Source organism: Rothia sp. 27098_8_29 (assembly GCF_041432785.1).
GTDB lineage: Bacteria > Actinomycetota > Actinomycetes > Actinomycetales > Micrococcaceae > Rothia > Rothia mucilaginosa.
This window is the reverse complement of the sequence record NZ_JAPWAI010000001.1, coordinates 692406-711706: the sequence shown is the minus strand read 5'-3', so window position 1 is coordinate 711706 and position 19301 is coordinate 692406. Positions and strand designations below refer to the sequence as shown.

Sequence of the window (19301 nt, the reverse complement as noted above, 5' to 3'; positions counted from 1 at the left end):
TACGCAACACCGAAAACGGTGCCCGCGTACATTCCCCTCTATGCTACCTTCTTACGGTCAAAAACACCGAAATGACGGGGGTGAGCTAAGCCGCCAGTGGAATACCCAGCCAGCACGCCCACCCACACGCCCACCCGCATGTTCCGACGCGCGAAACCAGTGCAAGAGGCTGCGTAAAAGGCAGTCAAAGCGTCAGGAAGAAAGAGCGCCGCGCACCGGAGCGAACCCCGGCACGCGGCGCCAATACCTAACGACCAAGCCTCAGCCAGGCAACAGCTAACGCTGAGCTATTAGTCGTCAACATTCGGCATGTCGATATTCTCGTCGACCTTGCCTTCCTTCAGCTTCTTGCGGTACTCGACCGACTCGGTCCACACGCCTGCAACACGCTCGGACTCCAGCTCGGCACGAGCCTCCGCCTTCGCGTCCATACGCTCCTTGTACTCCACACGCTTCTGCGCACGAGTCGGGCGAATGAGCTCTTCCAGACGAGCGTCCGTACCACGCGGGGAGGACAGCAACTCAGCGCCACCGACCATGGTCGGCTCCCAATCGAAGATCACCGAGTTGTCGTTCTCACCAATCACCACGGCGTCACCGGCACGAGCACCAGCCTTGAACAGCTCATCCTCAACGCCCAGGCGCGCCAGGCGGTCCGCCAGGTAGCCGACAGCCTCATCATTATTGAAGTCAGTCTGCTGAATCCAACGCTCAGGCTTCTCACCAATCACGCGGAACAGCGGCTCAAGGTTACGCTCCTCGCGGCGAATAGTGAACTCCTGCTTCTTCTTACCGCGGAAGCCCTTCGGGCGAACCACAGGAGCCTCAACAACCACGCGCTCCGCTTCCTTCTCGGCAACGGCACGAGCCACGCGGTCCTCCTCCACAAGCTTTGCCATCGCAAAGATCAGGGACTTCAGACCCTCATGGGAAGCAGTCGAAATCTCGAAGACCTTGAAGCCCATCTCCTCAAACTCGGGGCGAACAAACTCAGCCAGCTCACGAGCCTCAGGAACGTCAATCTTATTGAGCACCACAATCTGCGGACGCTCATGCAGCGGCACGGTCACACCCGCAGTCGGGTCAACCTCATAGTTCTGCAGCTCGCCGCGAATCACCTCAAAGTCGCTGATCGGGTCGCGGCCCGGCTCCAAAGTAGCGCAGTCAATCACATGCACCAGAGCCGAAGAACGCTCCACATGGCGCAGGAAGCGGTGACCCAGACCGCGGCCCTCCGAAGCGCCCTCAATCAGACCAGGAACATCCGCGACGGTGTAGCGAACATCGCCCGCCTGCACCACACCCAGGTTCGGGATCAAAGTGGTGAACGGGTAGTCAGCAATCTTCGGACGCGCCGCAGAAATCGCAGCAATCAACGAAGACTTACCCGCCGAGGGGTAACCCACCAGAGCCACATCCGCAATGGACTTGAGCTCCAGAACAATATCAGCCTCTTCACCGGGGGTGCCCAACAGAGCAAAACCGGGAGCCTTACGCTTAGCCGAAGCCAACGCAGCGTTACCCAGACCGCCCATACCGCCACGGGCCGCAACATACTCGTCACCCACACGCAGCAGGTCAGCCAAAACATTACCCTCGCGGTCCTTCACCACAGTACCCTGCGGCACGGTCAGAACCAGATCCTCACCGTTAAAGCCGTGGTGCATATCGCCACGACCAATATCGCCATTCGGGGCGTGCTGGTGCGGGCTGTGGTGGTACTCCAGCAGGGTCGTGGTCTGGTTATCCACGCGCAGAATCACCGCGCCACCATTACCACCGTTACCGCCGTTAGGGCCGCCCAGGGGCTTAAACTTTTCACGTCGCACGGAGACGCAGCCGTTACCTCCGCGACCGCCAGATACATGCAAGACCACGCGGTCCACGAATTCTGCCACGGGTTCTCCTTATCTTGGAAAATCTTCACTTCGCCACCGCACGGCACACACCAATCATGCTGCGGATGCGGCGGCAGGCGCGACCGGGTTGGGGTGCGCCTCATCGTGGAGCCCAGCACGGGCGTCCACGGCATTCGAGGTCATAGCGAGAGGGGGTAGACTAACGCCTACCCCCTCTGCCCTAGCGGTGAGTATTACTCAGCTGCTGCCAGGATGTTAACGACCTTGCGGCCCTTGCGGGTACCGAATTCGACGGTGCCTGCTGCCAGAGCGAACAGGGTGTCGTCGCCACCGCGGCCAACGTTCAGGCCGGGGTGGAAGTGGGTGCCGCGCTGGCGAACGAGAATCTCGCCTGCGTTGACGGACTGGCCGCCGTAGCGCTTAACACCGAGGTACTGGGGGTTCGAGTCACGGCCGTTACGGGTGGAGCTTGCGCCCTTCTTGTGTGCCATTCTGTATTCCTACCTTAGGGTTGAATTCCGGTCGTTTCGATTACGCGTTGATAGCGGTAATCTTGACGGTGGTCAGCTCGGCGCGGAAGCCCTGACGCTTCTTGTAACCGGTCTTGTTCTTGTACTTCTGAATAACGATCTTCGGACCGCGCAGGTCCTCAACCTTCTCAGCAACAACCTTGGCGGAAGCCAGGGACTTTGCGTCAGCGGTGACCTTGTCACCGTCGACGAGCAGCAGCACGGGCAGCTCGATGGTGCTGCCGGGCTCGCCTGCAACACGGTCAAGGGTAACGAGGTCGCCTACGGAAACCTTCTCCTGGCGGCCGCCAGCGCGTACAATCGCGTATGCCACTATGGGACTCACTTTTCTCGACAACTTGCTTCTTGAATCTCACACGAATGAGCAGCCTGCGCTTTCATTGCTGTGCGCCCTCCCCCGCCAGTCGAATGACCGCGAACAAGGAGGAACGGCCCGTGCGTTCCGGCGGGATTGCCCGCCGAAGCCAACACGCGAGGCTCACCGGTGGTGTCTCTCTCCCGCACGTTCCAAACTCAGCCGAATACTCGACCGCGCCGAAGACGATGCGGGTGGGAGCGGTGTCTCCCGCTGGCCCTGCGTCGATAGGGCTTCACTGAGATATACACCAGTCCTTAAGGATACGGCATGATCTACGCGCCGCGCAATAGATAATTTTGCGGAACACTCGAAGTCGGCACGTGATGCTCCTCTAATACTGCACCGCACTCTTAGTAGCGCCTTTAATAATGACGCAGCACACGCACAGAAAAAAATAGCCTCGGTAGGGAAGTTCCGGCTCGCCCTACCGAGGCTATCTCATATACACACACCATCGGATTTCCGATGATCGGAAGCTAAAGACTAATCGTCCTTACCTTCACGCTTAATGTCGGCAGCGGCAACGCCAATGCCGAACAAGACAGGGGCCGAAGCGTCATCAGCCACCGGAGCCACATCCGCAACAGAAGCGGAAGCAACCACAGAACCCTCAGCACGCTCGGAAGCGTCCACGGTCACGACCTGAGCACCGGCACCGGCGCTCGAAGCCGCACGGCGAATGCGACGCTTACGCGGGGTCGAACCGGGCACCTGAGCCGCAGGCTTCTGAGCCTCCTCAACCGGAGCCTCAACCGCTGCAGGAGCTGCGCCCACCACACCGGTCACAGCCGGAGCACCAATCACGCCGGTCACAATCGGGCGAGACTCAGACTTCTCAACCTTATCAGCCTTCGCGGGTGCCTGCTCGGATGCCACGCTCTGCTCAGCTGCCTTCTCGGCGCGCTTCTCATCAGCGGCACGACGAGCACGGCGGCGAGACGCACGCGGAGTCTCACGAACATCCTCAATGCGCAGGTCCTCACGCTCAACACGCTTGGACTCCTGAGCCTTCTGCACACCCGAGTTTACCTCAGCGGAGGTTGCCTCAGCGTTCTGCTGCTCGCGGTTCTGACGCTTGGACGAACGACGCTCCTCCGAACGATCCTCACGGCCCGAACGGAACGACTCACCCTCGGCGCGGGCAAGACGGCCAGCCTTCTGAGAAGCACGAGCCTTCGCCTCACCGGCGCGAATCGCCTCAAAACGATCCGAGGAGCGGCTAAAGCGCGGGTCGAGCTCCGGGTCAACGTGGTGCTCGTCCTCCAGCGCACCCGCGCCGGAATCCTCAACAGCGGCAATATCCGCATCGGTCAGCTCGCGACGCTGGCGGTTAAGAGAAGACTTCTTCTCGCCACGCTTGGACGAACGACGCTCTTCCGAACGTTCCTGATCAGAACGCTCCTCAGCAGAGTCCTTCGAGGAATCCTCAGCGGACTCTTCCACGCGGTCAAACGCGCTCGCCAGCTGCTCCAGGGAGAAGCCGCCCTGCTCACCAATCCAGTTGCCCTCGGTGACCTCAGCGACCTTGTCCTCACGCTGAGCAACCTCGGCGTGAGCCTGCTCGCTGGCGGCCTCGGCAATACCCTGAATCTCCTGCTCAAGCGAGAGCTCAGCGGTCTCCGCGCGGCGCGAACGCTTACGGCGCTTACGCTTCTTGCGGGTCGAAGCAGTCTCCTCCGAAACGTCCTCGCTCTGAGCGGATGCGGCAGCCACCGCAGCCATAGCGTTACGGCGCTCAGCCTTCTTCGACTCCAGAGCATCCTGCTTCTGCTGGTCACGAGAATCCTCGCGGGCAGCGGCACGGCTACGCTTACGGTCATTACGCTCATGGCGGTGGATGTAATCCGACGCGCCACCGCTACGACCGCTCAGCGGCTGATCGTGAACCACCAGGCCACGACCGGCACAATGCTCACAGGGCTCCGAGAAGACCTCAAGCAGACCGGTACCCAGGCGCTTACGGGTCATCTGAACCAGACCCAGCGAAGTCACCTCAGCCACCTGATGCTTGGTACGGTCACGGCCCAGGCACTCAATCAGGCGACGCAGAACCAGGTCACGGTTCGACTCAAGCACCATGTCAATGAAGTCAATGACGATAATGCCGCCGATATCGCGCAGACGCAGCTGACGGACAATCTCCTCAGCAGCTTCCAGGTTGTTCTTGGTGACAGTCTCTTCAAGGTTGCCGCCGCTACCGGTGAACTTACCGGTGTTCACATCCACCACGGTCATGGCTTCGGTACGGTCAATCACCAGCGAACCACCCGAAGGCAGGTACACCTTACGGTCCAGTGCCTTCGCCAGCTGCTCGTTAATGCGGTAGTGGTCGAAGAGGTCGTCATCGCCGTCCCACTGCTGCAGGCGGGAGACCAGGTCCGGCGCCACGTACGTCACGTACGCCTCGATGGAATCCCACGCGTTCTCGCCCTGAACGATCATCGCGGTGAAGTCCTCGTTGAAGACGTCACGCACGGTCTTAATCATCAGGTCGGGCTCCTGGTAGAGCATTTCGGGGGCCAATACCTTGCGGGAGTTAGCCTTCTCCTGAATCTCTTCCCACTGCACACGCAGACGGTTAATGTCGTGGGTCAGCTCCTCCTCAGAAGCACCCTCCGCCGCGGTACGAACAATCACGCCAGCACCATCGGGCAGCTTGTCCTTCAGAATCTTCTTCAGACGCGCACGCTCGGTGTCGGGCAACTTACGGGAAATACCGGTCATCGAACCACCCGGCACGTACACCAGGAAGCGACCGGGCAGGGAAACCTGGCTGGTCAGGCGGGCACCCTTGTGACCAATCGGGTCCTTGGTGACCTGCACCAGAACCGAATCGCCGGGCTTCAGGGCGTTCTCAATCTTGCGGGGCGCACCGTCCAGGCCGGTGACATCCCAGTTGACCTCGCCCGCGTACAGCACAGCGTTGCGGCCGCGACCAATGTCAACGAACGCAGCTTCCATGGACGGCAGAACGTTCTGAACCTTACCCAGGTACACGTTGCCAATCAGGGAATCCTGCTGGGTCTTGGACACGAAGTGCTCAGCCAGCACGCCGTCCTCAAGCACACCAATCTGGATGCGGCCGTCCTTCTGACGAACCAGCATCTGACGGTCCACGGACTCACGGCGAGCCAGGAACTCAGCCTCAGTCACAATGTGGCGGCGGCGACCCAGCGAACGGGACTCGCGGCGGCGCACACGCTTCGCCTCCAGGCGGGTAGAACCGCGCACACCGGTCACGGTGTTGGATGCGTGAGAGTCAGCCAGGCGCGGCGCACGCACCTTGGTGACGGTCTCAACGTCATCATCAACGCCGCCCTCAATCTCAATATCCTCGGTACCGCGGCGACGGCGACGGCGACGGTGGCTCGTCACCTCAGCCTCAGCGGCAGCCTCCTCGCGGCGGCGCTCCATGCGCTCCTTACGCTTCTGCTCCTCAGCAGCGGCGCGGCGTGCCTCACGCTCCAGCTTGGCGGCAACAGCGAGCTCACTCAGCTCCTCCGGCTCGGGCGCCATGAACAGCGGCATCGCACCCATGGGGGTACGCGAGCGCAGCTCCTGCAACTTTTCGCGCTGCAGGTCGCTAATGGTCTTGACGGGTTCGGGAGCTACTTCGGGCTCCTCAGCTGCGGGCTCCTCTGCAGACTCTTCTGCGGCGGGCTCCTCAGCAGCTGCAGCAGCCTCGGCGGGCTGCTCAGCGGCAGGCTCTTCAGCCTTCTGCTCAGCAGCTTCAGCGGTAGCCTCGGTCTTCTCAGCCTTCTCAGTCTCAGCCTTCTCAGCCTTTGCGGGGGTTACGACCTCAACCTTGGCGGTCTCTTCCTTCACCTCAACGGCAGGCTCGGCAGCGGGCTCAGCAGCAGCGGGCTCAGCAGACTCAGCGGCGGGGGCAACAACTTCCTCCACCTTCGCGGTCTTCTCGACGGTCTCGACCTTAGCGGTCTTCTCCTCAACAGCAGGCTCAGCCGCCTTCTTCTCGGCAGCCGCAAACAGGCTATCCAAGGTAGAAGCAACCTCAGTCTCAGACGCAGCGGGAGCGGCAACCTTCGGTGCCGGCGCGTGCTTAGCCTTCGCGTTACGCAGGTTGGTCAGGCCAGCAGCAATCGCCTCATCCAGGGGAACCTCAGGAGCTTTCTCCTTCTTCGGGCGACCCGGACGGCGGCGCTCAGTACCCTGCTGAGCCTCAGAACTCTCACGAACATTCTTACGCAGAGTTTCACGGGTCTCCGCAGAGGCGTTCTTCTCCTCCGCGAGGGCGTTCAGCGCCTCAAAAACCCCAAGTTCGACGTTCTTCTCGTCAGACATTAATCTTCTTTCGTTACACCCTGCTCCGCACCGCAAGGATTTTAACAGCGCGCATACAGCGCAAAGCCTAGTTGCTGCCACCGCGGCTCAAGCCTCACCCTACGGTGCGCGTTCATCGGCGCTTCAGTCGAGCACTATCTCATTCAGTGCCTCAGCCGTAGGGGGCGAGCGGGCGGAACGCAGAGCGCGCCGCGACGGTCACAGCCACCTCGCTCTCGAGCACGGCACGCTCACACCCTTCCTGGGTGCTCTGCCGGTCTTCGGGTTTCTTCGCCGAGGCGGGCGGCCCGCGCGGTGCGACAGTTATGCTCCGCGGCTTATAGCCGGCGCTCATCGGGTACTCTCCCTCGATGCGTTGGTGGGGATCTTCATGCGCGTGCGGGGCGCACAAGACACCGTGTTCCATTATACCCGGTAGAGGGTGCCTCTAAGCCACCCGGGACCACCAATCCAGGCATCACTTCCCACCAGGATGCGCGGGCACTGCGGCGAGCACCATAGCGGGTACAGCAAAGCCGGGCGTGCCACCACGCACCACCCGGCTTCAAAAAGTTCTCAAGAGGAGGGGCTAGTTCAGACCCAGCTCCGCGTCGCGCGCCTCACGAGCCTGCTGAGCAAGCTTCGGGTCGGTCGGCAGGTACTCCGGACCGGAACCGGTCGCAAACGGAACACCCAGAATGAAAACGAACGGAGAAACCACCAGCAGAATCACCCACAGTAGCGAGAAGTGACCGGCGGTCAGCAACAGCAGGGCAGTCAGAAAAATAACGGCAGCAGCGCCCATTGCGGCAATTCCGGCAGTCTTCACGGTTCTCCTCGAAGGGGTATCAAGAATCTAGCGTCCAACAGAACGGCGGGCAGTCGACGCCGCAGGCAAAACCCGCGGACGGTCCCGGCTGATGCCGCTCATGAATATACCTGACCATTATACGCACCCGCGTCGCCTCCCCGCTGACTTCGCTACCCGGGTCACCGGCGCCTCCCCCGCTACCCACCGCAATCTGCCGGCACGTTCTTGCCCGCCGCATTCTTGCCAGCACATTCTGCCTGCGGGTACAGCAACGCCCCGGTACCAACAGGCACCGGGGCGGTACAGCTCAATGCTTAGCGCATCATATTCACAATGACCTCGAAGAAGCGGATCACAATAATGCCGAAAATCAGGATCAGCCACAGGCTAATCGCAAACCACGACCAGCCGCGAGCGCTCTCACGCATCGACTGCGACGCCGGAATAACACCCGCCGAAATATTGCGGACCGTGGTCTTCACAAAAAGCGTGATGGTCATAACCCACACGATCATGCAGAACAGGCACAGGGCATTAATCTGGAACGTCGTCTGGTACCACAGCCACATAATGAACGCGGTTGCCGCAGCCAGACCAATGTTCATGCACACCCAAAACCACTTCTTAAACTGTGCGCCTGCCATGATTGCGGCACCGATAGTCACCACAATCGAGAAGCCCACCAGACCAATGAACGGGTTCGGGAAGCCGAAAGCTTCCGCCTGCGGGGTGCGCATCACCGTGCCGCAGCTGAGCAGTGCGTTGATATCGCAGACTGTGGAGTGGCCGGCATCAATGTAAATCTGCAGGCGCTCGTACACCAGAATCGCTGAAGAAATGAGTGCAATCAGGCCGGCGCCAACCAGCCAGAATCCGAGCTGTCGGTCTGAGTAGCCGCCCGGGGTTCCCGCGTGCCCGTGCTGCGCTTCTTTTGCAGCGTGGGTGGGCTCGGTAGTACTCGATGCGGCGGTACTCATACGACTCCTTTAGATAGTGTTTTACGGTGATAGTTGCTTAGCGGATACTTGCACAGCAGATATCTGCGGATATTTGCGCAGCGGCACCGTCTTAAGCTCTGTAGTGTTGAGGGGCGCATGCAACCGTCAACGCGGCAGACGCCGGGGACGGCTGAGGAGGTGCCGGTTAGGTTCCTCAAGGGTGCGCCTCACCTCGTGCAGTAGCGGGTACATACCGGCGCGGCATAGCCAGCACCCCGGAAGCGGTACCCCATTTATCCTAGCCTCTCACACCGCCAAATGGCACGCCATCAGCCTATATGTTCCGTTTTATGACGTGCTATTTTACACAGGTGGGCGCGTTTTCTGTGCACTTTCGGGGCATTTTCAGGGGCTCATTCCGGGCACTTTCGGGGCGTCTTGAGCACGCGAAACCCCCGGGAGGCGCCCACAATTCAGCGGCGGGCGGAACCTTCCAGGGGTTTCAACAGGATATTTCTAGGGCTTTATCCGGGGCATCGCTTAGGGCGGTATTACCTAGGGCAGCGGGTGGGTGTACGACTCATCAAAGAACAGCTGCTCCAGCTCCACCGCGCGGCTAAAGAACTCGCGGGCACGCTGCGCATCCGACGGGCCCACACGGTCCAGTTCGCGGCGCAGGAAATCAACCAGCTCACGGAACTCCGGGTAGTCGTGCAGGGTAATCCACTCGTGATGCACAAAAGAGTCGGGGCGCTTGGCGGGAGCCTTCGACGCCCAATCCAGGTACAGGCCCTCGCAAACCACCAGCACCGACAGGATCGCCGCGTAGCTGCCGCTTGCCGCCGCGTCGAGGAAGAGACGCTTGAAGCCGGTGGTCGCCTCCGTATCGGGCATGGAGTCACGCTGATGTTCGGTCACGCCCAGAGTCTCAAAACAGCGCAGGAAGTAGGTGTTCTCGTCTCCCGCGATTTCGCCCGCGAACTCGGAGAGGCGCAGACGACCTGCGAGAGTATCAGCGTTAGCAATCGCGCCACCAATCAGGGCGAGGAAGGTATCGAGGAAGCGGTAGTCCTGCACCAGGTACCCCGCCATGACCTGCGGGGCAATCGAGCCGTCAAAAAGCTCAGCAACAAAACGGTGATTCGTGGCGGCAAGCCAGGTGGCGAGGTTCTCCTGGCGCAGGGCCTCGGTGAACGAATCGGTGCCAATCAAATCGGTGAAGGGTGCGGGCATGATGGGTGCCTTTCACTATGTGGCATACCGTCGCTGGTATGCGTATGTGTGCGGGTGTGTTGGTGCGGCCTCAGGCGTTGGGGCCGGCGCCTCAGCGAATATAGCACCGTAACGCCAAGGCGTGCCCGGTTTTGCGCCCCGGTGCCCACAAATTTTCGTTCTTTTCGATTTTTTGGATGGGTGAGGGCGGATGGTGCCGGTCAAACTCGCGTGATTGGGGTTAGGTGAGAGCCCATGGGAACACGTGAGAAATCATGCGTTCGAGTGGGAGTATGAGGGCAAAGGCATAAAAAGCGGGGGCACGAAAAAACGGGGTGCCACTCCCCCAGCCAATAAATACTAGAAATACTAGCCGGAGGGCGGCACCCCGCCTCATGTCTGTAACCTCAACAGACCGCTTTAGTTGTCCGAGTCTTCGTCGTCACCGAAGAAATCATCGGTGTACGAATCGCCCAGCGGCAGACCCAGCGAATCCTCCAGCGAAGAACCCGCCGCAGACTCGCCACCCAGCTCAGCCATGATGTCGTTCAGCAGCTCATCCGGCTCGGCGGCAGCAGCCTCAGCGGCCGCGGCAGCCAGAGTCGAAGCCGACGCCGCGCCCGCAGAACCGGCGTACAGGCCAGCCTCGGCGGGCAGCTCATCCGGCAGCTCCTCAGCCTCAGCGCCGGGGGTCTTCGCCTGCTCATGCGCAGCGAGCAGGGTACGCGCCTCACCGATGACCGTAATCGAACCGGTAATCAGCACGCCCGCCGACTCCTGCTCGAAGAGAGCGTTCTCCATGGCGGTGGCAATCGCCTCATCCAGGTGCTCGAACACCTCGATTGAGTCTTCATCAATGCCAGCATCCAGGGCGAGCTCGTGCAGGCGCTCCGGGGCAATCGCACGCGGCGAATCCGACGCCGCAAGGTACAGGCGGAAGGTGCCGTCGGAAGCGTCAACATACTCTTCGCGCATGGTCTCGAACATGCCCAGGGCATCCTTCTCGCCCAGGATGCCGACCACCGCGTGCAGGTGCGACAGCTTGAACGCCTCGGTCAGCGCGGTCGCGGAAGCACGCACACCGTGCGGGTTGTGGCCCGCGTCCAGGATGGTCAGCGGCTCGGTACGCACAACCTCCAGGCGACCCGGCGAGCGCACCGTCTCAAACGCGGCACGCACGACGTCCTCGGGCAGCTGACGGTGACCGCCGAAGAACGCCTCCACGGCGGCAAGAGCCACCACGGCGTTCTGCGCCTGATGCGCACCGTGCAGGGACAGCGGCACGTCCGGGTACTCCCCCGCCAGGCCGCGCAGGGTCAGCAGCTGACCGCCGACCGCAAGCTCACGGGAGACCACGCCGAACTCCACGCCCTCAAAGGCGAAGGATGCGTCCTTCTCGCGGGCGGAGGCGAGCAGTACATCCGCCGCTTCGGGATCCTGCGCCGCAGAAACCAGGAAGCCGCCGGGCTTGATAATGCCGGACTTTTCGGTTGCAATTTCGGCGAGGGTTTCGCCGAGCATGTCGGTGTGGTCCAGACCAATCGGGGTGACCACGGAGACCACGCCGTCGGCAACGTTCGTGGAGTCCCAAGTGCCGCCAATGCCGACCTCGAGCACCACCACGTCCACCGGCTCGTCCGCAAAAATTGCGAAGGCGAGTACGGTGACGGACTCGAAGAAGGTCAGGGCGGGCTCGCCGCGGGAGGTCATTTCCGCGTCCACGATCTGCAGGTAGGGGGCGATTTCGTCCCAGATGCGCACGAAGGTAGCATCCGGTACGGGCGCGCCGTTGATGCAGATACGCTCGGTGACGCTTTCGAGGTGCGGGCTGGTGAAGCGGCCCACGCGCAGGTCGTGGCCGAGCAGCAGCGCCTCAATCATGCGGGCGGTGCTGGTCTTGCCGTTCGTGCCGGTAATGTGGATGACCGGTGCGGCACGGTGCACGTCACCGAGGATTTCGACGGCGCGCGCCACAGCGTCCAGGCGCGGTGCCATCTTGTTTTCGGGTGCTCGCGCCAGCAGTTCACCGTAGACCCGTTCCACGCCCTCGGGGTCGGGAATTGCGGGGTAATTCTTCTCGCTCATTGTTCTCCTCACTGGGATAGCCGGTCAGTGCCGGCAGGGGCCCACCGTGCGGCGGGATAACCGTGCGGCGGGATAGACGACGGGCCGCCCCGCCCGTGAAGGGGGCGGGACGGCCGTACGGTTCAGGCGTTTTATGCCTTGGCTACGCTAATGCTCAGCTCGGCTGCTTCGCTCAGCTGCAGGGACACGGCGAGGGTTTCACCGGTCACCAGTGCTTCGTTGGCGCGCAGAGCTGCCAGAGTTTCCTCCGGCGCCGCGATGCTCAGGTTGATGCGGTCCGCAACGTTCAGGTCGGCGTCCTTACGTGCCTGCTGAATAGCGCGGATGGTGTCGCGGGCGATACCCTCGGCAACCAGCTCATCGGTCAGCTCAATGTTGAGGACCAGGAAGCCGCCGGGCAGAACCGCAGCCGCGGTGTGCTCAGCACCCTCAGCGTCAGCGGCAACCACGGTTGCCAGCTCGTATTCGCCCTCTTCCAGAGCCAGGCCGCCATCCAGAGCCGCCACGCCGACCAGGACGGTACCGTCCTCGGTCACGGCCCAGTCACCGGACTTGGATGCCTTAATGGCAACCTGTACCTGCTTGCCCAGGCGCGGACCTGCCGCACGTGCGTTGACCTTCAGCTGCTGGGAGATGCCGTAGTCGGCGGGGTCGACGGTGTCGGCGCTGACCAGCTCCACCTGGCGCAGGTTCAGCTCGTCCTCGACGATGTTCGCGAAGTACTCCGCGCCCTTCTCACCGAAAGCGGTACCCAGGGCAGCGAACTGCTCGGGTGCGATTGCCACGGTCATCTTCTGCAGCGGCTGGCGCACGCGGATCTTCTTTTCCTTGCGCAGTGCCGAACCGGCGGAGCAAACCTCACGCACGGTCTGCATGAGAGCCAGCAGGTCAGACTCGTCAGCGAAAGCGGATGCCTCGGGCCAGTCAGCCAGGTGCACGGAGCGTTCACCGGTGAGGCCGCGGTAGATTTCCTCGCTGCTGAGCGGCAGCAGGGACGCGGCGACCTTCGACACGGTCACCAGTGCGGTGTAGAGGGTGTCGAATGCGTCGGTGTCTTCGTTGAAGAAGCGCTCGCGGGAGCGGCGCACGTACCAGTTGGTCAGTGCGTCGGCGTACTGGCGCAGGGATTCGCAGGCGTTCCAGATGTCGTAGGAGTCCATCGCTGCGGTGACCTGCTCGATGAGTTCGCGGGTCTTGCCGAGGATGAAGCGGTCCATCACGTGCTGCGAGTCGTACTTGAGCTTTGCGCTGTAGCCTTCGCCGTTGTTGGCGGCGTTAGCGTACAGGGCGAAGAAGTGGTAGACGTTCCACAGCGGCAGCATGACCTGGCGAACACCCTCACGGATGCCCTGTTCGGTCACGATCAGGTTGCCGCCGCGCAGAATCGGGGACGACATCAGGAACCAACGCATCGCGTCGGAGCCGTCGCGGTCGAGAACCTCGGAGACATCCGGGTAGTTACGCAGGGACTTGGACATCTTCTGACCGTCCGAGCCGAGCACAATACCGTGGCTGATGACGTTCTTGAACGCGGGGCGATCGAAGAGCGCGGTCGCCAGTACGTGCAGCACGTAGAACCAGCCGCGGGTCTGACCGATGTACTCGACGATGAAGTCTGCCGGGTAGTGGTTCTCGAACCATTCCTGGTTCTCGAAGGGGTAGTGCACCTGTGCGTAGGGCATGGAGCCGGAGTCGAACCAGACGTCGAGCACGTCTTCCACGCGGCGCATGGTGGACTTGCCGGTCGGATCGTCCGGGTTCGGGCGGGTCAGCTCGTCGATGTACGGGCGGTGCAGGTCGGGTTCGCCGTCCTTGTTCAGGGGCAGGCGGCCGAAGTCTGCCTTGAGCTCTTCGAGGGAGCCGTACACGTCCATGCGCGGGTAGTTCGGGTCGTCCGAAACCCACACGGGGATCGGGGAGCCCCAGAAGCGGTTACGGGAGATGGACCAGTCGCGTGCGTTCTCAACCCATTTGCCGAACTGGCCGTACTTCACGTTTTCCGGGATCCAGTTAATCTGCTTGTTCAGCTCGTACATGCGGTCCTTGAAGTCGGTGACCTTCACGTACCAGGAGGTGATTGCACGGTAGATGAGCGGGGTGCGGCAGCGCCAGCAGTGCGGGTAGGAGTGCACGTAGGACTTCTCGCGGATCAGCACATCGTCTGCCTTGAGGGCGTTGATGATGGTGCGGTTCGCGTCGAATGCCTGCACGCCTGCAATCTCAGCCAGGGCGGTGGAGCCGGAGGCGGTGGGCTCGGCGAAGAGGTTCAGGAACTTTGCGCCTTCGTCGAGGGAGAGGATCACGGGGATGCCGTAGCCTTCACAGACCTTCTGGTCGTCTTCACCGTAGGCGGGTGCCTGGTGGACGATGCCGGTACCGTCACCGGTGGTGACGTAGTCGGCGACGAGAATCTGCCAGGAGGTTTCGGTGCCCCACTTTTCGGTGTCTGCGAAGTAGTCCCAGAGCGGGGTGTAGCGCACGTGCTCGAGCTGGGAGCCGGTGTAGCGTGCGGTGACGGCTGCGTCTGCATCCTTTTCGGGCTGGTCGCCTTCGTAGCCGAGGTCCTTGGCGTAGGAGCCGAGCAGCTCGGAGGCAATCAGGAAGGAGCGGCCCTCAAACTTGCCCGCGCCGGGTACTACGGAGTATTCGATCTCGGGTCCGACTGCGAGCGCCTGGTTGGTGGGCAGGGTCCAGGGGGTGGTGGTCCATGCGAGTGCTTCGACGCCGTCGAGTTCTGCGGCGACCTTCTCGTCAGCACCGAGGGCGGTGTCTGCGGTGAGGCGGAATGCGACGGTGACGGTCTGGTCCTGGCGGTCCTTGTACACGTCGTCGTCCATGCGCAGCTCATGGTTGGAGAGGGGGGTCTCGTCCTTCCAGCAGTAGGGCAGCACGCGGAAGCCCTGGTAGGTCAGGCCCTTGTCGTAGAGGCGCTTGAACGCCCAGATGACGGACTCCATGTACTCGACGTTCAGGGTCTTGTAGTCGTTTTCGAAGTCGACCCAGCGTGCCTGGCGGGTGACGTACTTTTCCCACTCGTTGGTGTACTTGAGCACGGATGCGCGGGCAGCGTCGTTGAAGTTGTCGATGCCCATTTCGAGGATTTCGCGCTTGTCGGTCATGCCGAGCTGCTTCATTGCCTCGAGTTCTGCGGGCAGGCCGTGGGTGTCCCAGCCGAAGCGGCGTTCTACCTTGTGGCCGCGCTGAGTCTGGTAGCGTGCGACGAGGTCCTTGGCGTAGCCGGTGAGCAGGTGCCCGTAGTGGGGCAGGCCGTTAGCGAAGGGAGGGCCGTCGTAGAAGACGAATTCGTTTTCGCCGTTTTCGCCTGCGGGGCGGTTCTCGACGGATGCGGAGAAGGTGTTGTCCTTCTTCCAGTAGTCGAGGACTGCCTCTTCGAGTGCGGGGAACTTGGGCGATGCGGTGACGCCGCTTCCTGCGGCTTCGAAGGCGCTCGCCTTGGGGTAAACATGGGACATGTGTTTGTGCGCCCTTATCTGTTGTTCTCAACGCTGAGAGGTTGGGGCGACAGGGTACGTAGCACTCGTCGTCCGCACCGTTTCAGCGGGTGAGGATTGACATGACGGGTGCAAGGACGCCTAGGCATCGCTGACTTGCCCGGGTTGTGCCGGGGGTCGGGATGCGGCGCGGTACCACCTTGCTTACTGATTTAACAGCTCAACGCACCGAACCCTCCCGGGGCTAGCGGGGTGTCGCGTGTCCGCGATACCTAGCCACCGGAAGAGCGGCGCGTTGGGCGGGTATCAGTCGCTTATTACAGCTATATCGGGCTTAACCGTCCGGTTCTACTGGGACTACATCTCTTCCGCTAAGACACCCTCGCCGCAGCGATTGGCGGGTGCCCGCAGGTGCGGTCCGTTCTTCCGAATTGCTCGCCGGTGATGGCCGGGTCGTTGCAAACACTAATAGTTTATGTGGCTTTTGTGCCTGTATGCAACCCCGCGGGGTGTGGGTTTGAACAGTACTATTCAGATGCGCCGATGCCGGGGACACAAAACAGAATGGTTCTTCGTTCGGCGATATTTAGAGCGAGTAGGGGGCTTAAGGGGTCTTGCCTCACCCCACGCTCGGGCGTGTTTAAGGATGTATGTTTTTGCATTCCCCCGGTGTTGCTTTAAGTGGGTTTCGATTTTTTCGTGGGAGCCCATGGGATTGCAGTCAGTGCAACCACAAGATATGGGGTGAACACCGATGTAATTCCACTAGATATTCACCCCTGCACGTTTTCATCTCTTCAACACCCCGTGTGGGAACCGGTTTTTCTGAATGATTCAGCAATGCATAGCGGGTGAATAGAGTGCATATTTGGGAATTGTTGAGCGGGTTTCCCCTTGTTGAATCGGGTATTTCTCCTGAACTACTGAAGGCATCCTCACAACCAGAAGGTTGAGCCAATCCCTCTCCTCTCCCCCATCTTTTGCGAACACTGGGACGAGGCTCTTTCGTTTTTCAGGTCATAAATATGATTGAAATCACTTAATCTAACATGCGCGCCACCTCTCGCCGAAGCACCCACCCCCATCAAATAGCCCCCATCAACAGAGCATGGTCGCAATACTTTACGGTGATTGATATCTTGAGTGATCCATAGACTCACAGAGATTACTAAGGTGTATTTTCGTGCATTTTGAATTCAAAGTAGTCTAAAATGAATCGTGCAACACATCAATGATGATTCGATAGCATCTACCCTCTCACCGGAGTGTGAACATAGCAGTCTCAAAGATGAGTTCACCGCGTATCCGTTCGCTCTACCAGCAGCATGTACGCGCCCGAGGTCACTTCCGGATGTGGACTGAAACCGCGGCATTTGCCTGAAGTTTTACCCCCTTTCACGACCTCACCCAACACGCCATACAACCACGCGCCCGCCGCCGGGTGCCCCGAGCCCGCCTCGGGAATAATCAAGGAGTTCACCGATGCTCTCACCCTCTTCGAGCACCCGTTCCGCTGCTTCCCGCCTAATGAGCCGCCGCGCCCTACTGCTCGGTGGCGCGGCAACCCTCATGGCTGGTTGCGCCTCCGACATTCGCCCGTTGAGCGAAGAAGCAAAAGCTAAGATCGGTTCCCCCACCCCGTCCGCGAGCGCTTCCGCTTCTGCATCTAGTTCGCCGTCTGCTTCACAGTCTGCTTCGGCGACCGCATCAGCAAGCGCTAAGAGCAGCTCGTCCAGCGCGGCACGCGTACCCGTATCTGAGGACGCACTTGTTGAGGGTTGGGAAAAGTACCCCGGCCCTCTGAAGCTGACCGGCGAATACATGGGCGAGTACCAGCCCGCAACGGATTCTTCCCCTGCGAAGAACGTACCTAAGCCCCTCAAGACCGTTCCGCACCGTGAAGAACCGACCTTCCAGGGCGCCTACGAGACGTTGCGTGCCTACTACAGTGCTCAAATCACCGCGCTCAAGGATGGCCACTATGCAGATCAGGCGATTGAGCTGACCTACCCGGCAGACAAGAGCGCCATCGACGAGGTTAAAGCAGTCAAGGAACTGTATGAGCAGAACGGCTGGTACATGGACTTCACGTGCAGCATTTCCATGCGGAATACGGAGCCTCGAACCGCCCTGAAGAACGGTGACGGCTACGTAGAAATCATGATGGACGCTAAGTATTCTGCCACCGCCATCCATCAGCCGGACGGCACCGAACGCAAGATACCGGCGATTACTCAGGTAGCCATTCCGCACGTGATGCTCTACACCGAGGGTAAGTGGTGGCGAATCGGCAACGATTATCTGAACGAGCGTCTGAATGGCGGCAAGGGCTCTTCTGGCTCCGGAGGTTCCAGTTCCGCAGGTTCTAGCGGTTCTTCGGGTCGCGGCTCCACTAAGGTCTAAATCCGGCAAGGTCTAAACTAGCCCCGTTTCATCAATTTCATACGCACTAGCCCAAAGTCGTTGAGGTACAGTTTCCCCTGCACCTCACCGACTTTGGGTTATTGCGTCTTAAAGACAACGTTCAGGGTTTTTTGACGAAGTTTTAAAACCAGTCTTCTATAGTAAGAAGTGGATACTTTATACCGCCGCAGTTCACGCTCCGGCACACCCGTATCCCGGTACCCCCCCCTGTACCGCGCACCATACAAAAACGATGAGGCGGATCCTTTCGTACGCATCACAGCGTTGTGAAGCGAGCTACCTCGATCAACCACTTTCAGGAGATACCATGTCCTTCCGGCCGAGTGCACACACCAACTTCTCTGCTAACGACCGAAACGGATTGACCCGCCGCACCGTTCTTTTTGGCGGTCTGACCGCCGGCGCTTTGGCTCTGGCAGGATGCGCCTTCAACAAGGATATTCGCCCCACCGGTAGCGGCGACACCTTCTCCGGCTCCCCGAGCGCCTCCGCCTCCCCCTCTGCGTCGGCTTCGCCTTCTGAGTCTGCTTCGGCTTCGGCATCCGCTTCGTCTTCGTCCTCGTCAAGCCGTAGTAGCGCGAAGATTATTCCGTCCGACGAGTTCTTGAAGGACTATAAGAAGTACATTGGCGACGTCAAGTACGAGTACAAGCCCGCCATTGCGCACTATGTTGAGCCGACCGACACCTCCCCCGCGAAGAACGTCCCGATTCCGGTCATTGATACGGTGGCTCAGCGTACCGTCTCCCTCGAGGGCGCCTACAAGACCCTGGCTGCTTACCAGAGCGCGTACATTGCCGCGATGTACAACGGCGACCTGCAGTACCTCAAGGGTCTGGTCCACGGCGCTGACAGCGGTCTGGTCAACAATCTGAAGGCTATTGCTAAGCTCTACGCTGCGGGTGGTTGGACTAAGGACTACGAGAGTAAGCTGAGCATCCGTGACGATCTCGATGCGAAGGCTCTTGCCTCTTCCGATTTGGCTGTTGTGGCGTTCCCCTGCCGGGATGTTGTCAAGGAGTACACCATCTACCAGAAGGGCACGGGTGAGCCTCAGAAGGCAAGCACCCTGGATGTCGTGATTTACGTGGTGTACGCCGAGGGCAAGTGGCGCGTGACCAGCCGCGAGTACTTTGTGTCGGAGTACAGCGACCGATTCCGCAAGGTCTTTGAGGGCCCCTCCTCATCGGCTTCGGCAAGCAAGTCCAGCGGTGGCGGCTCCGGCAGCTCCGGTGGCTCTAGCTCCGGTAGCAGTAGCGATTTCAAGGTCTAGGCTCTGAGATTCTAAGCTCCAAGATTAGGATTTGAGCGCAGCGCCCCTGATGAAAGCGGGGCGGGTATCAACTGATAC

The 19301-nt window shown here is 60.8% G+C and carries 11 protein-coding genes; 2 read left to right on the top strand and 9 right to left on the bottom strand.

Translation table 11 applies throughout. The annotated features are described in order from the left end of the window. Positions 1 to 290: 290 nt before the first annotated feature. The 9 genes from obgE to ileS form a co-directional block, all read right to left on the bottom strand. Positions 291 to 1898 (bottom strand): GTPase ObgE, encoded by a 1608-nt coding sequence (gene obgE / locus O3649_RS02790; protein WP_371572650.1) that lies wholly within the window; start codon positions 1896 to 1898, stop codon positions 291 to 293. A 194-nt stretch (positions 1899 to 2092) separates the two neighbouring features. Next, entirely contained in the window at positions 2093 to 2350 is a 258-nt protein-coding gene (gene rpmA / locus O3649_RS02785; RefSeq protein ID WP_005505766.1) for a 50S ribosomal protein L27, read from the bottom strand. Between the two features lie 40 nt (positions 2351 to 2390). Beyond that, positions 2391 to 2702 carry a 50S ribosomal protein L21 gene (gene rplU, locus O3649_RS02780; RefSeq protein ID WP_005505764.1) on the bottom strand — a complete coding sequence of 104 codons (312 nt, stop codon included), beginning with the start codon at positions 2700 to 2702 and terminating at the stop codon, positions 2391 to 2393. Positions 2703 to 3230: 528 nt separating this feature from the next. Next, positions 3231 to 7049 (bottom strand): Rne/Rng family ribonuclease, encoded by a 3819-nt coding sequence (locus O3649_RS02775; protein ID WP_371572648.1) that lies wholly within the window; start codon positions 7047 to 7049, stop codon positions 3231 to 3233. A gap of 568 nt (positions 7050 to 7617) precedes the next feature. After that, positions 7618 to 7857 (bottom strand): hypothetical protein, encoded by a 240-nt coding sequence (locus O3649_RS02770; RefSeq protein WP_012903409.1) that lies wholly within the window; start codon positions 7855 to 7857, stop codon positions 7618 to 7620. A gap of 296 nt (positions 7858 to 8153) precedes the next feature. Next, complete coding sequence (locus O3649_RS02765; RefSeq protein ID WP_049354518.1) at positions 8154 to 8816, bottom strand: vitamin K epoxide reductase family protein; 663 nt, start codon at positions 8814 to 8816, stop codon at positions 8154 to 8156. A 516-nt stretch (positions 8817 to 9332) separates the two neighbouring features. Further along, a complete protein-coding gene (locus O3649_RS02760; RefSeq protein WP_371572645.1) occupies positions 9333 to 10010 on the bottom strand; it encodes a TenA family protein in 678 nt (225 codons plus the stop codon). A 399-nt stretch (positions 10011 to 10409) separates the two neighbouring features. Further along, complete coding sequence (locus O3649_RS02755; protein ID WP_371572643.1) at positions 10410 to 12074, bottom strand: folylpolyglutamate synthase/dihydrofolate synthase family protein; 1665 nt, start codon at positions 12072 to 12074, stop codon at positions 10410 to 10412. A gap of 131 nt (positions 12075 to 12205) precedes the next feature. Further along, the gene (gene ileS / locus O3649_RS02750) at positions 12206 to 15547 is read right to left on the bottom strand and encodes an isoleucine--tRNA ligase (protein ID WP_371572641.1); all 3342 of its coding nucleotides are present in this window, start codon (positions 15545 to 15547) and stop codon (positions 12206 to 12208) included. Positions 15548 to 17008: 1461 nt separating this feature from the next. Here ileS and O3649_RS02745 point away from each other — a divergent pair. Further along, positions 17009 to 17929: a DUF6318 family protein gene (locus O3649_RS02745; protein ID WP_371572639.1), complete on the top strand. Its 921-nt coding sequence runs from the start codon at positions 17009 to 17011 to the stop codon at positions 17927 to 17929. Between the two features lie 328 nt (positions 17930 to 18257). Next, a complete protein-coding gene (locus tag O3649_RS02740) occupies positions 18258 to 19223 on the top strand; it encodes a DUF6318 family protein (RefSeq protein ID WP_371572637.1) in 966 nt (321 codons plus the stop codon). The last annotated feature ends 78 nt before the right edge of the window (positions 19224 to 19301 follow it).